The sequence below is a fragment of the Paenibacillus sp. UMB4589-SE434 genome, from assembly GCF_030226685.1.
Taxonomy (GTDB): Bacteria; Bacillota; Bacilli; order Paenibacillales; family Paenibacillaceae; genus Paenibacillus_B.
Genome location: NZ_JASOYK010000001.1, coordinates 457,709 through 471,241, shown reverse-complemented (window position 1 = coordinate 471,241; position 13,533 = coordinate 457,709). Strand labels below are relative to the sequence as shown.

Genomic DNA, 13,533 nt, shown 5'->3' with positions numbered 1-13,533 from the left:
GTTTCTATGCTCTTCTGGTATTGTACCCGAACATGGGGTATCGTTATCAAAAGGATTAACGCATAGGTACCTAACGATATCTTAACATGTTTAAGGTTAAAAAAAGGAGATTACCAGCGCATTTTCACGCTGGTAATTGTTTACTTTCACATATTAGACACCGGAAATCGTCCCCCGAAAGCTGCTCATCTTGAATCAGCTTCTCCAACGAATGCTGGAACGTATCCCGATGCTGTTCCAACATCTGTCTAGTCCGTGCCGTTAATTGCTCCATGATGGTATTCATCTCAGCAGACAAAGCCTCAATCGATACATGCTTCATTTTAACTATACCAAGACTTGTCAGACCTGCGTTTACCATGGTCTCCACTATGTTTAATGCCTGATCAAAGTCTCCTTGCGAGCCTGTACTCCGATGGCCATAGAACATTTCTTCCGCCACAGCGCCGCCAAGAGAGATCATAATCTGTTCTTCCAGAAATGGTAATGTATATAAATATTTTTCCTGCTGAGGCTGATGTCGAACATACCCTAACGCTTGGCCCCTTGGACTAAGCGACACTTGGGATACACTGCCCGGACGAACTATTTCCGCCACAATAGCATGACCGAGTTCATGCAAAGCGACACGGCGTCGTTCTTCCTGGTTCGTCTCCCGATCCGTCTTCTCCCCCATCATCACTTTATCGATGGCCAGTGACAGATGGCGCATCTCAATCTGCTCTTTTTCTTCGCGCATTGCATAAATAGCACCTTCGTTCAGCACGCTTTCAAGCTGAGCACCGGAGAAACCAAATGTCTCTTCTGCAATCTTTTCAAGCTGTACTTCATCTGCAATCGGTTTGTTCAAAGTATGCAGTTCCAAGATATGCTGTCTGCCTTTCTTATCGGGAAGATCCACCTGAATATGTCGATCAAACCGTCCTGGGCGCAGCAGCGCACCGTCAAGCATTTCTTTGCGATTGGTTGCTGCCATAATCAGTATACGAGGCATCTCATCTGCATACAAACCATCCATCTCTGTTAATAATTGATTAAGCGTCTGGTCATATTCCTTCTGCTGACCGCCTTCACGCTTTCCACCAATCACATCAATTTCATCGATAAAAATAATCGCGTTTTCCTTCTTTTCTTTGGCAGCGAGCTGACGTGCATCTTTAAATAAACTACGAATACGTCCTGCGCCTACACCCACATACATCTCCACGAATTCACTACCTGATGCGCCAAGAAAGACGGCATCTGCATAACTCGCTGCAGCTTTTGCCATCAACGTCTTGCCTGTACCCGGTGGTCCTGTCAGCAGAATCCCCTTTAAGGGGCGGATGCCAAATTTTTTAATGGCTTCCGGTCTGACAAGAAAGTCCAAAGCTTCAACAAGTTCATGCTTCGCACGATCTTGACCGCCAATCCTTTCAAATCCAATGGATTGTACCTTAGCGGATCGTGACTTCGAACGTGTGCTGCCGTTGCCGCCGGTCATCCCTGTAGCTTTACTGCGATATCGTGCTGCAAAAGCCAAAATACCGATAGCCGCAGCCGCAATGACAATCGGCCACACATTAATACCAATGTAAGCAAGAAAAGCAAGTATGACGATCGACAAACCGATCGCTAACTCAGGCCACGCCATCGTCCGATTTCGCATTTGGCCACACCCCCATTGGTTGTCCTTGTAATGGCAATAACACGACTTTGCTGTTGCCTTCATCATCCTTAACCGTTACATATACATACTGGTTGTCCATCTCGGTCTGCACCTTAACGCCTTTATCTTTGGCTAGGCTTGCTAGCTTATCGGGTATATCTCCATAGCGTTGATGTGCCATAGCCTCTGCTACTGGAAATAAAGCTTCAGACCACCACTTTTCCAGCTTCGGCGACGTTTTATCGTTTATGACCTGAATATCTACTGTACGCTGCTGGGCCTGCTTTGCCGTTACTTTATATACATTCTGTACAATCTCGCGTATATCACTATCCGGGGTGACTCGCAGCTTAATAGCCACCTGCTTCGGCTGCCAATTCACTTCTGCTTGCTGTACATGGCTTATATCTTTAATGTTGGTCTGCAGCGGTGCTTCCATAAGCTGATGTCGGTAAATATACCAGCCACCAAATAATATGCTGCCACTAATAAGGATAGTTGATATCAATGGAACCCAACGAATTTGTTTCAATCTGTATCACTCCTTTATGGACTAATAAAAAAGAAGCTAGACGGTTATATAGGGAAAGATTGTTTATAATTTTATATCAAATAATACATATAGAAGTATATCACAATGATATATCAACTGAGCAATGTAATGATTGGTAAGAATGATATGACCCATACTAAAAAATATGATCTTTACCTATTCCAATTTAAAGAGTTCCAAGTGAATATAGATCAAACTGAATTCCGAACCAATAAGAATTGTAACTTGCTAAACTGGTAAGTAAAATGTCTCTTAACTCTCTCTTTTCTAATCCACGAAATATGCACTTACTATAAACTAGTTATTCTTTCGTGCAAGGTCTGATGTATTAAAAGGTGTAGCTTGTCCAATTAATGAATTTACATTTTAAAACAAAAGACGTAAAACTATGATGGAAATAATTCCACCCAGAACAGTTCCCAGTAAACTACGTGTTTTTACCGCAATATAGAATGTAGGTATGGCTGCAAAAAATTCAAGGTTCGTAGTGAGGGATGTAATCTTTCCATCATGTGTAAATATCTCTTGTCCAATTAAAGCAGCAATAACAGAAATGGGCACAAAATTTAACCACCGCATTGCCCATTTTGGTAATTCGAAACGGCTTAGCACCATAAGAGGAACTACCCTTGGAATAAAGGTCACAAAAGCTGCCCCTAAAATAATCAAAAAAACTTCCCATCTTACTTCCATTTTTCAACCACCATTCCGATTGTTGAAGCAACAATTGTAGCAACAATAACGCCCATACTGCTAGACATCATAAAAGTACTACCTACAGCAATAACAACTGCTATACTTGCAACAACTATATCAAGTTTGATTTTATTTCGACCTAACATTGTCAACATAAGAATTCCAATAAACATAGCTGGCAAGGCAAATTCTAGACCGAATTTTTCAGGATTTGAAATCCATTGTGCCAAAAATGCCCCCGCTAGATTTGCTATAAGCCAATTGACATAAGCAGTTATGTTGAGGCCATGCATCCATTTTTCACTGATTTTCTTTTTTCTCGCAGTCTCGCTAATAGCGACACCGAATGTCTCATCCGTGAGTAGAGAACCTACCAGCATGTTCCGAAGTGGGGAAAGATGCCGGAAATAAGGTGCTAATGCTGCACTAAGTAAGATATGACGAAGATTAACAAAGAAAATAGTAATAATAATGGCCGTATGAGAACTGCTTGTTGCTATCATTCCAGCAGCAATAAACTGAGCTGAGCCAGCATAGAGAATTAATGACATCAGAGCTATTTCAGCTATACTTAACCCCGCGGTCTTTTGGATAACTCCAGCTGCTATTCCGATGCTTAAGTAACCCAGTAGCGTAGGGATACAGTCTTTTACCCCTTTGATAAAGCTTTCTTCATCTCTCTGAGACGAATTTATTTGGACGTTTGACAAACTCACTTTATTCCCTCCTTCTTCGCAAAAAATAGAAGCTAACACACTAACTACTACGGAAAAAATGAAAGAAAATACGGTTCAATTTATTTGAACCGTTTTCCAGTAACCACATGAAATAAATTAGGGTCGTTTTTCCAGAGGGCTTCTGTTTTCTCTGGACCAACTTCTTTAACTAATTCTGAGAACATAATGTCATGCCTGATGTATTCCATCGCAATTAATACAAGTGCTGGATCTTCTGTTTTTATGGCCCATGCAGGTGTATTTGCAGAAAAATTTGCAATTAATACTTCTTTATTGTCTCGTGCAACAATCGTTAATCGACCATTCATACGTTCCTCAGCTACTTTGGGAGTCATATAATTGTGATGGGTGGTTGCACCAAGCTCAATCTCAGGTGCCCCGAAAAGAATAGAAAAAACATGAATATCATCATGTACACGCCTATCTATCGCCCTTTTTATACATGAGACTTGTGGTTCCCAAATCGATAGCCATATTTCTTCTTCTGCTTTATCTATGATGTCAATCATTTCGGCTGCAACACGCTCATCACTGCTGATGCGGCGAACTGCATTTACTTCTTGTTCGCTTTCTAAAGCAGATAAATTCTTTTCAAGATACTCCATAGAATTTTCGAAGTTATTACGCAATCTGCGGATTAACTCTTTTGCTGGCAAGGGTGCATAGGTTACAGGATCAGAAGGTACGGTATAAACCGCACCTTTATCTATTAATTTTGCCAAAACTTCGTATATCGTTGAACGAGGTACACCTGACCTTTTACTTATTTCATATCCCGTAATGGGGTAGTTTTTTAAAAGCCCTATATATGCTTTACATTCATATTGCGAAAAGCCCCACTTCTGAAGTTCTTTATAAAGTTCTTCCATGATAACTCCTTTAGTAGTTAGTGTAGTACTCACTATAAAACAAAGCAAATTAGATGTCAAAGTTATTTAAGGCTCCCGATATTCAACAAACCATGTAAGTGGGTACTGACATATAAACGCCAATTAACAATTTACCATTAGCAGCGTGGTAGTCCTTTCAGACGCTCTTCAGACAATCAAACACAGCCAATTAGACTGTCAAATAACACTTAAGTTTTGCCCTTGCGAAAGATTTTGTTGTCATGGAAATACAATTGCCCTATACTAAATAACAAATTACTTCGTCTGTACATATACCATAATACAATTTTCTTTTTGCCCTAGGTAAACACTTTGTCTCTAAACTAACATGAAAGGGAGGATGCTCTTATGACAACAACATCAAGTCTATCTTTAGCTGATGCAAGCACAGGTCGTTATGTACGTTTGGAACGCATCGAAGTCCAGGGCGTGCTGCGCAGACGGCTGCTTGATCTCGGATTCGTGCCTGGCAACGTAATTGAAGTGCTCCAGAAGAGCCCACTCGGTGATCCAACCGCATTCCGAGTTAACAATACAACCATTGCACTGCGAATAGAAGAAAGCTCCCTTATCTACGGGCAATACGAGGAGGGGGATTTGCTATGAGACCTTACGCTGTAGCTCTGGCGGGCAATCCCAACACGGGAAAAAGTACACTTTTTAACACCCTGACAGGGCTTCGTCAACATACAGGCAATTGGGCCGGAAAGACAGTCGTGTCCGCTGAGGGTGAATTTGTCCATAAGGATATATCCTTTCGAATGATCGATCTGCCTGGTACTTATTCTTTATACTCAAATTCCGCGGATGAGGAAGTGGCACGAGACTATATTATTTTTGAACAGCCCGATGTGACGATTGTTGTACTGGACGCTACCTCGTTGGAACGCAACCTGAATCTGGCACTCCAAGTGCTCGAGATGACTTCTCGTGTCGTTGTATGTATCAATCTGATCGATGAAGCAAAGAAGCTTGGCATTCGGGTAGATACCGACCAGATTGCAAGCCAGCTTGGTGTACCTGTTGTAGCTGTATCTGCTCGCAATAAGACTGGTATTGATACCTTGTTAGACAGGGTTGCTGAGGTCGCTTCGGGTCAAAATGTTCCTAGGCCTGTTCCCATCACTTATAACAACGACATTGAAAGCAAGATTGCTCAGTTGGAGCCGATGATCCGACAAACCTTAGGCGACAGATTTCCTGCTCGCTGGGTAGCTTTAAGACTATTGGATGAGGATGAGAGCTTAATCTCATCTTTAAGAGCAAAGCTTCAAGAGCAGCCTGTGATGGAGCAGCAAAAGGAGGAGATCAGTTATGGACGCACCGCTTGCCACTAACACCACTGATCCGCTTGATTCCCTGCTCGGCGCAGCTCGCACGATTTCGCAAGGTGCTTCTATTCGGGATGAACTGGTTAGTGACATCTACAGCAAAAGCCGGGAAATCTGTAAATTGGCCGTCCAATATGAAGACAAAAAGAAACTGCAGAGCACTTATAAATTAGACAAAGTACTCACCTCTAAGATATGGGGCTACCCTATTATGTTTGCTATTTTAGGTGTAGTTTTCTGGATTACGATTACAGGGGCAAATGTCCCGTCAGGCTGGATCGCTGACTTCTTCGGGGTGATCGAGGGTTACTTAACAGCAGGATTCCAAGCTGTTCATGCGCCCGCGTGGCTGCACGGCGTACTCGTACTCGGCTTCTTCCGCGGGACTGCGTGGGTAATAAGCGTAATGCTGCCGCCAATGGCAATCTTCTTCCCCGTGTTCGCCTTGTTGGAGAATTTCGGTTACTTACCACGTGTCGCTTTTAATATGGATCGACTGTTCAAAAAGTCAGGTGGCCATGGCAAACAAGCCCTGACGATGTCAATGGGATTTGGCTGTAATGCCGCAGCGATATTGTCTACTCGGATCATCGAGTCACCACGTGAGCGAATGCTCGCGATTCTGACGAACAACTTTGTGCCGTGCAATGGCCGCTGGCCTACACTGATCCTGCTATCTTCCTTGTTTATGGCCGCTGGAGTTGGCGGTGGACTGCAGTCATTAGCAACAGCGGGTGTTGTCATGGGAATGGTATTGTTTGGCATCGTCGTGACACTTACTGTGTCCTGGGTGATGTCTAAGACGGCACTGCGTGGTGTCCCTACCCATTACACGCTTGAATTGCCGCCTTACCGCAGGCCGCAAATTTGGAAGACCATCTTATTGTCGTCGCGTGACAAATCTTTGAATGTATTGACTCGTGCCGTCGTTGTAGCCGCCCCAGCTGGGGTAATCACGTGGATATTAGGGAACATATTTATCGGTGGTGACAGCATTCTGGCCCACATGGCTGGGTTCTTTGAGCCATTTGGTCACTTAATTGGACTAGACGGTTATATTATTATGGCCTTCTTGCTTGGTTTGCCTGCGAATGAGATCGTGCTTCCTATTTTATTAATGGGTTACATGTCTTCTGGTGCAATGGTGGATGCCGATGGACTCGATAACATCAAAGATATATTCCTCCAGCATGGCTGGACTTGGCTCACTGCTTTAAATATGATGCTGTTCTCATTGCTTCATTATCCATGCGGAACTACATTATTTAATATTTATAAAGAGACTAAAAGTGCGAAGTGGACGGTACTCTCAGCTGTAATTCCGCTAGGTATTGCCGTTGCGGTTACGTTTATTGTTGCTCAGACAGCAAGATTGCTTGGCTGGGTATAGTGAACCTGCAAACAAAACAGCCTCCTTGCAATAGCCAATTGGCTATTGCAAGGAGGCTGTTTTTGCTGTTCCGTTACTTCTTTAGTTAGTACAACTGGGCTTATATTCTCTACTCTATAAGCCTTATTTACATAGTAGCTCATAATCCATTTAACGCTTACGCTGTATCCAGCAACTATCTGTTCATTCAGTCCCCCAACAGCTTAAAATCCGTTTTCATCGTAAATGTGTTTACTCCTGTATACTTGCCAGAGACGGTTTCTTCTACCTTTTTACCTGGGTATTCAATGTCGAACGTAACCGTATAAGGAACATCAATGATCCCCTGTAATAAAATAGCAGACACTTCAATTGATTTGCGGGGCGGCAGGACAACCGGAACCTCTGTCGTTATTTCTTGTGTATCTTCTTGTGTGTTGGTTTCAGAATAAGTGCGCGAACCCTCGACCACAATTTCAACTTCTGACTCGCCTACCAAAGGCAAGCCTCCTTTAAATTTAACCGTTTCTGATATTTTGATCCCTCTTTCGCGCGTAAAACTGTACGTGTACCCTTTGGAAAAGGAAAGGGTCACTTTCTGGGTTTGCTCTGTATCCGTATGATTGCTAACGATTTGTTTGGAGGAAACTATGGGTACACTATTTAATATGATTGCCTTATCCATCTGAAAGTCCATTCGCTTCACACTGATTGTTTTTTTGTCTGGGACAAATACCCACAGCTCATTGGGCTGACCCTTAGACCACTCCCAAGTAACAAGGACATTCCCATCAGCATACGGGCCGTTCCCTGGAATATTCACCTTTTGTTCCCAGTCGACATAACTATTAATCGCGTTGTGAGTTCCTGTCACGTGATCATCCCGCCATACCATCAAGCCGTTTACGTCTGCTTCGGAGACGGATTCCAAGTAAAGTTTGGAACCGTTAGTGGCGTCCTTCCTTCCTATGCAGGTGCCTGTTGCCTTATTCACAAGCGCATATGCATTTGTGTCACCACTGCGCACCTGTCTTTTTTCCCACAGTTGATGGTCATTGCCATACTGCTGTGGAGATACATATAGCTTATCTTCTTTTTCGGACGCTGTGATGACTAATAACTTATTGTCATGTGTTCTTGCCTTTGACACAATTGTATTGTACTCAACCACATTTGACATATTATTAAAACCACCTTTCAACCTTTGTTAACATTTAATAAATCCACTATAAAAGTCAAATAAATTGGAGTTTGCTAAGATCTAATTAAGTATGAAACTGAAACCCACTTTATTTTGAGACAATCATTGGTACCACCTCCGACACGATCATCGAGCAGTTCGAACAATCTCAGAATAATCGGATCGTGTGGCAGCAGTGTGGCAAAATCCGAATCGAATTTATTTATTTTAAAAGCGTTTTATTGGACACAGTTTGAACGATGTACGATATTCATGTTCTCTGGAACTTTAGAAAGCAGAAGCTGAAATGTTGTTCCTTGGGGAGAGCTTTCTACCAAAATCAGTGTCCCGCTCATCGCCTCCGCCAACATTCGACTTATTGTAAGTCCAAGCCCTAGTCCATGCACCGCAGGCTTCTTGTTCTGACCCCGGTAATACCGTTCAAATATACGGAGCTGTTCACCAATAGGAATGCCTAAGCCGTTATCCTTAAACTGGACTTCATAATGTGTGCTTGAATACTCCGATAGAGAAATGGAAATTTTACCGTTGCTGCCGATCGCTTGCCGGCTATTATGTAGAAGATTGACGATAATTTGTTGAATACGGCCGGTATCCCCATACACCATTCGTGTTCGAGCAGGTATATCGAGTTGTATAACTAAGCTATCATCCTGATAGATCAGGCTCCAGTGATGGATGATATCACTCAACAGCTTGCCTAGATCAACAGCCTGTAAATGAATTCTAATGTTTCCGGAAATAAAAGAATTAAAATCAAGCAAATCTGATACCATCTGCTCCAGCCGCTTCGTTTCATTTAACGAAATATCCAGAAATTCGTCTGCTTCGCTAGAGGCAACGATTTGATCTCTGACTGCACGAGTAAGTCCCCGGATCGATGTGATCGGCGTTCGCAGTTCGTGGGTTACTCCGGCAATCAATTCTGCACGCAACTGCTCCAATTGCTCCAGTCTGGCTGCCATTACGTTGAAGTAAACTAGAAGATCGTAAATCTCCTGCTCTTTTACATGCTCCTGCAATAGCAATCGGTAGTCTCCTGCCTCGATTCGTTTAAACGCCTGCACAACCTCATGAATCGGCTTCGTTAATTTACGCAGCATTAAATAAAGGATCGACCAGCCAAGCAAACCCGATAAAAGCAGCAGCGAAATAATCAGTCCATACTGTTGGCTGATATCGGTAAGCTCCTTCTTGGCATAAGAAATAGCAATGGTCCCGATCACGGAATGGTGAACACGAACTGGGACAATAATTCGATAATAATAGTCGACCTCATTGATGATTATCGTATCTTCAAGTGGCGGCGGAAATGGAAATGCTGGATCATAACTTGAACCTTCACTGGTGTGCGTGTCTGGCCTATTTGCAGATGGGACTTGCTTACCTAGGTTATAGGGGGGTGGAGCAGGTTTTGCTCCTTTTGAGGAAGATGGACCCGCTTTAACAGGGGCACTTTTATAGAACAAAATATCGCCTGCTTGATTAAATAGGGTTAAACCAAATTGTCCGGGCAGCTTATGGCGCCTTTGATTAAGATCAATCCACTCATAGAACTGGTCTGGCACAACCATGTTACCACGATCGGTGGTTACATATTGTGCTGCCTCCATTGCAAAGCTCTGCACATGATGTAATCGACGAGTCAATGCCTCATGTTTAAGCCATGCAATAGAAGAAATTCCGATAATAAGCAAACCTATACTTAACGTGATCACATAACGCACAGTCCAATACCGAAGCAAGGTGTTTCGACTAGCCGTTCTTGTTGTTGGCATAGAACTGATACCCCGTTCCCCGCAACGTCCGAATCTCGGCTTCTTCCGATGGCAAATGGATCAGCACTTGACGCAGACGTTTGATCGCGTGGTCCACAGCACGATCACTTCCATCGTAATCCATTCCCCATACGCGTTCGATCAATTGCTCACGGTGAAAAATTTGATTGGGATGTTCAGCAAGGAAAAGCAGCAAAGCTAAGTCTTTGGGAGTTATAGACAAGCTAGCTCCATTCAAGTAAACCGTGCGGGTTTTGAAATCGATTCTAAGACTTCCATAATGCTTCTGATGTTCTGTAATTATAGTCTGTGGTGGCCTACGTAATACGGCTTGGACTCTGGCTACTACCTCTGCAGGCTCAAATGGCTTCGTAACGTAATCATCCGCGCCATTGTTTAATCCACAAAGGCGGTCCCTAATATCTCCTTTAGCCGTGAGCATGATGACGGGACAGGCGTTTCTGCATCGTATCTCGTGCAAAATCTGCCATCCGTCCATCCCTGGCAGGATGATATCAAGTAAAATAAGTGCGGGCTGGATCGATTCCAACTGCTCAAGTGCCTCATTCCCCTGCGCAAAGACCACGCAGTTATAACCAGCCTTCTGGATATAGGCTGACAGAACTAGTGAAATAGCCATCTCGTCTTCAATAATCATAATGGTTTTCATCGTTAAGACTCCTTATAAAAGAGATGCTGAAGCAATCCTTGATCATCTAGCTTGATCCCATCATAGCATTCACATTTTATTCCACATAGGGTTGAATTTTTGGGCGATGTATGGTCATCATCCTCCCGATTTCTAGCATGTAGTAACGCAAAAAGGCATTACCAAAAGGATGTACCAAGAGGTGCACCCATTGATAATGCCCTACTGAATCGTATCACGCTTCAAACAGGTAAAGTGCGAAACTTTCTACTTCACACGTCTGACCTGTACCACGATGGCGCTCGTAATGCTGGCAGCGAATGACTATAAAGCAATCGATTCCCCCTCAGTTTTGCAGAACTTAGCTATGATGAGCCCGAGCCGCTTCTATATCCACCAAATGCCCAATGCCACGCTGCTCCATCGTACGAAATTGCAACTGTTCCGTAGCTTCATTTATAGGCGCAACACCGGGATCCATCCCAACAACGGTGCGTAATGGTCTTTCTCCCGCCGGAGTTTGAATCAGCTCTAACACTGCATCTGCGACCAATTGAGGATTGGTTGGCAAGTTGGGATCACGTGTGATCTGTTCAAACTCTTGTATGATCTGTTGAAATATCGGAATCATAAATTCATAAGCTGCTGCTCGATCTTGCTCTTGAGGAAGTTGATTATTATGTGCAAATTGTGTAGCGAATGCCCCAGGTTCGATAATTACGGAGTCTATTCCTAGATTAGACAGCTCATAACGCAGCGACTCTGCCATCGTTTCAACAGCAGACTTTGTTGAGCAATATAACCCGAAAAATGGGGAAATACATCGGGCTCCGATGGATGAAATCTGAACTAACAAGCCTGATTTTTGCGCACGCATGAAGGGTAATACGGCTTTATCCACCCGAAATGAACCAAGCAGATTTGTATTAAGCATATGTTCGTATTGTTCGATCGTAAACGCTTCTGAGGCCCCGAATGCGCCAATTCCTGCATTGTTTACAACAACATCTATACGACCCTCAATTGCTATTATTTCATTCACGGCTTGCTCCACCTGCACAGATGAAGTTACATCCACTTCAAGTACATAAACCTTCAAATTTGATTGTTCAGCCATACGTCTGTATTCATCTGCTTTATCAGCATTTTTCCCATGAATGTCTCGCATAGTGGCATACACCGTGTGCCCCGCCTTTGCCACAGTTGTTACAATTAGTTGCCCGAAACCACTACTTACTCCCGTAATTAACACGATTTGATTAAAACTAGTTGCCTGCATCGTATACACTCCTCGTTTTACGTTTGGATATCGCTGCAGACAGCATAGCACACCATGTATACAAAGTATACTAATTTTATATATTTAGTTTAATTTGTTCATTTTGTTTATTTGATTTCTATTGTAGGTTATAATTAGGTTACAAAGACATAAGGGTGATGTTACGATGACAGCAGCGAATAAACGAGAGAAATATTTATATAAGATTATGCCTTACATGCGGAAGAACGGCCTCAGCACTTTAAAGATGGATGATATTGCAAAATATATGGATATCAGCAAAGCGACTTTATATAAACATTTCCAATCCAAAGAGGAAATTGTGGAGTCTGTCGTCTATCTATATACAAACTATATCCGTGGTCAAGAGGTGTCTGCCGATAACAGCACCACTTTTGTGCAGCAATTTCAGCATATTTCCGAGCAATCGTTAATGCTTGCTGCCTATGTATCGGATATTTTTCTACAAGATCTTCTTACCTTATTCCCTGCGCTGCATGAGAAGATTATGCTTGCACAAAAAGAACGCAATCAACAACTGAAGCAATTTTTTGTTGCGGGTATACAGGAGGGAGTTTTTAACCCTGTAAATTCCGACATTTTTATGATGCAAGATGAACTCGTTTTACGACGTTTGTTAGATCCCTCGTTTTCTATTCAATACGACATTACCATGAAGCGATCTATTCTTGATTTTTATCAAATGAAAGCTCACCAGATGATCAGTCCCACACATCTATCGGCGCTTGACGAGAATGCAATGGAAGTTATAGTTTCGACATTGATTCAAAAGCTGAACTAATCTATTCATGGCATCACAATTACGTCATAGTAATGAAATCAATTCCTTCCATTCGTACGATAGACAGCTTTCAATTAGGCTCATCCATACAAAACACCTTTAAGTTCTACGATTATAAGTCATTAGTCGCAGTTTCAACTTAAAGGTGTTTTAAGGTGTTCGCTGTTTTGAGCTCAGCTATTCAATTGCCTAGCATTTTCCGCTTCAACGTGTTCAAGAATCGTCAATAAGAAAGACTCTGCCATGCTTCCTTTCATAATCACCCTTCTGGCTTCATCAAAAGCAAACCACTGCGCATGATCAACTTCTGCATTTATTTGCATCCGCGTCTCATCATGTGTCACAGAAACGAAATTTAGCATCAATGTATTAGAACGTTCGAAATAAAGACTGCGCATGTACTTGTATGTTCCTACATCCAGCCCTACCTCTTCCTTCACCTCACGGATCAGCGTCTCTTCTGCTGATTCCCCGCGATTAACATAACCAGCCAGCAGGATATAATCCACCATATTGTGTTGTCGGATCAGCAGCACCTTGGTCCGCTCTTTATTCAGTACAGCCGTACTAATTGCCGTACTAAAAATCGGAAAGCGAAAT

General features: G+C 42.8%; 14 protein-coding genes. 4 read left to right on the top strand and 10 right to left on the bottom strand.

What is annotated here, in order from left to right; genetic code table 11:
* Positions 1-124 precede the first annotated feature (124 nt).
* From QP775_RS02295 to QP775_RS02275, 5 genes are all read right to left on the bottom strand, one after another.
* Positions 125-1,648: an AAA family ATPase gene (locus QP775_RS02295; RefSeq protein ID WP_239327422.1), complete on the bottom strand. Its 1,524-nt coding sequence runs from the start codon at positions 1,646-1,648 to the stop codon at positions 125-127.
* A complete protein-coding gene (locus tag QP775_RS02290; RefSeq protein WP_285103270.1) occupies positions 1,620-2,180 on the bottom strand; it encodes a quinolinate synthase in 561 nt (186 codons plus the stop codon). Before QP775_RS02290 ends, QP775_RS02295 begins: the two co-directional genes overlap by 29 nt.
* Before the next feature lie 387 nt (positions 2,181-2,567).
* Entirely contained in the window at positions 2,568-2,894 is a 327-nt protein-coding gene (locus QP775_RS02285; protein ID WP_239327420.1) for an AzlD domain-containing protein, read from the bottom strand.
* Positions 2,885-3,613, bottom strand: a complete 729-nt coding sequence (locus QP775_RS02280) for an AzlC family ABC transporter permease (protein ID WP_239327419.1) — start codon at positions 3,611-3,613, stop codon at positions 2,885-2,887. Before QP775_RS02280 ends, QP775_RS02285 begins: the two co-directional genes overlap by 10 nt.
* An 80-nt stretch (positions 3,614-3,693) precedes the next feature.
* Complete coding sequence (locus tag QP775_RS02275) at positions 3,694-4,503, bottom strand: TrmB family transcriptional regulator (RefSeq protein ID WP_239327418.1); 810 nt, start codon at positions 4,501-4,503, stop codon at positions 3,694-3,696.
* Between the two features lie 369 nt (positions 4,504-4,872).
* Here QP775_RS02275 and QP775_RS02270 point away from each other — a divergent pair, with 369 nt between their 5' ends.
* Genes QP775_RS02270 through QP775_RS02260 form a run of 3 tightly spaced genes read left to right on the top strand, consistent with a single transcriptional unit; the run spans position 4,873 to position 7,245 of the window.
* The gene (locus QP775_RS02270) at positions 4,873-5,130 is read left to right on the top strand and encodes a FeoA family protein (protein ID WP_285103266.1); all 258 of its coding nucleotides are present in this window, start codon (positions 4,873-4,875) and stop codon (positions 5,128-5,130) included.
* Positions 5,127-5,861 (top strand): FeoB small GTPase domain-containing protein, encoded by a 735-nt coding sequence (locus tag QP775_RS02265; protein WP_285103264.1) that lies wholly within the window; start codon positions 5,127-5,129, stop codon positions 5,859-5,861. The genes QP775_RS02270 and QP775_RS02265 overlap by 4 nt, the downstream gene beginning before the upstream one ends.
* On the top strand, positions 5,839-7,245 hold the full coding sequence (locus QP775_RS02260) for a nucleoside recognition domain-containing protein (protein ID WP_239327415.1): 1,407 nt from the start codon (positions 5,839-5,841) through the stop codon (positions 7,243-7,245). Before QP775_RS02265 ends, QP775_RS02260 begins: the two co-directional genes overlap by 23 nt.
* Positions 7,246-7,432: 187 nt before the next feature.
* Here QP775_RS02260 and QP775_RS02255 read toward each other — a convergent pair whose 3' ends face one another.
* The 4 genes from QP775_RS02255 to QP775_RS02240 form a co-directional block, all read right to left on the bottom strand.
* The gene (locus tag QP775_RS02255; RefSeq protein WP_239327414.1) at positions 7,433-8,404 is read right to left on the bottom strand and encodes an ETX/MTX2 family pore-forming toxin; all 972 of its coding nucleotides are present in this window, start codon (positions 8,402-8,404) and stop codon (positions 7,433-7,435) included.
* A 239-nt stretch (positions 8,405-8,643) separates the two neighbouring features.
* A complete protein-coding gene (locus tag QP775_RS02250) occupies positions 8,644-10,203 on the bottom strand; it encodes a HAMP domain-containing sensor histidine kinase (RefSeq protein WP_285103260.1) in 1,560 nt (519 codons plus the stop codon).
* Positions 10,181-10,873: a response regulator transcription factor gene (locus QP775_RS02245; protein ID WP_285103258.1), complete on the bottom strand. Its 693-nt coding sequence runs from the start codon at positions 10,871-10,873 to the stop codon at positions 10,181-10,183. Before QP775_RS02245 ends, QP775_RS02250 begins: the two co-directional genes overlap by 23 nt.
* Before the next feature lie 340 nt (positions 10,874-11,213).
* On the bottom strand, positions 11,214-12,131 hold the full coding sequence (locus QP775_RS02240; protein WP_285103256.1) for an SDR family oxidoreductase: 918 nt from the start codon (positions 12,129-12,131) through the stop codon (positions 11,214-11,216).
* Between the two features lie 166 nt (positions 12,132-12,297).
* Between QP775_RS02240 and QP775_RS02235 the strand changes: the two genes are divergently transcribed.
* A complete protein-coding gene (locus QP775_RS02235) occupies positions 12,298-12,933 on the top strand; it encodes a TetR/AcrR family transcriptional regulator (RefSeq protein WP_285103254.1) in 636 nt (211 codons plus the stop codon).
* 173 nt (positions 12,934-13,106) lie between these two features.
* Here QP775_RS02235 and QP775_RS02230 read toward each other — a convergent pair whose 3' ends face one another.
* Entirely contained in the window at positions 13,107-13,490 is a 384-nt protein-coding gene (locus QP775_RS02230; RefSeq protein ID WP_285105662.1) for an NAD(+) diphosphatase, read from the bottom strand.
* Positions 13,491-13,533: the final 43 nt, after the last annotated feature.

What these genes read in the sequence shown, in the direction of transcription:
- QP775_RS02295 (WP_239327422.1), bottom strand. Translation starts at nt 1,648, where the DNA reads ATGCGAAATCGGACGATGGCGTGGCCTGAGTTAGCGATCGGTTTGTCG.
- QP775_RS02285 (WP_239327420.1), bottom strand. Translation starts at nt 2,894, where the DNA reads ATGGAAGTAAGATGGGAAGTTTTTTTGATTATTTTAGGGGCAGCTTTT.
- QP775_RS02275 (WP_239327418.1), bottom strand. Translation starts at nt 4,503, where the DNA reads ATGGAAGAACTTTATAAAGAACTTCAGAAGTGGGGCTTTTCGCAATAT.
- QP775_RS02270 (WP_285103266.1), top strand. Translation starts at nt 4,873, where the DNA reads ATGACAACAACATCAAGTCTATCTTTAGCTGATGCAAGCACAGGTCGT.
- QP775_RS02265 (WP_285103264.1), top strand. Translation starts at nt 5,127, where the DNA reads ATGAGACCTTACGCTGTAGCTCTGGCGGGCAATCCCAACACGGGAAAA.
- QP775_RS02260 (WP_239327415.1), top strand. Translation starts at nt 5,839, where the DNA reads ATGGACGCACCGCTTGCCACTAACACCACTGATCCGCTTGATTCCCTG.
- QP775_RS02255 (WP_239327414.1), bottom strand. Translation starts at nt 8,404, where the DNA reads ATGTCAAATGTGGTTGAGTACAATACAATTGTGTCAAAGGCAAGAACA.
- QP775_RS02250 (WP_285103260.1), bottom strand. Translation starts at nt 10,203, where the DNA reads ATGCCAACAACAAGAACGGCTAGTCGAAACACCTTGCTTCGGTATTGG.
- QP775_RS02245 (WP_285103258.1), bottom strand. Translation starts at nt 10,873, where the DNA reads ATGAAAACCATTATGATTATTGAAGACGAGATGGCTATTTCACTAGTT.
- QP775_RS02240 (WP_285103256.1), bottom strand. Translation starts at nt 12,131, where the DNA reads ATGCAGGCAACTAGTTTTAATCAAATCGTGTTAATTACGGGAGTAAGT.
- QP775_RS02235 (WP_285103254.1), top strand. Translation starts at nt 12,298, where the DNA reads ATGACAGCAGCGAATAAACGAGAGAAATATTTATATAAGATTATGCCT.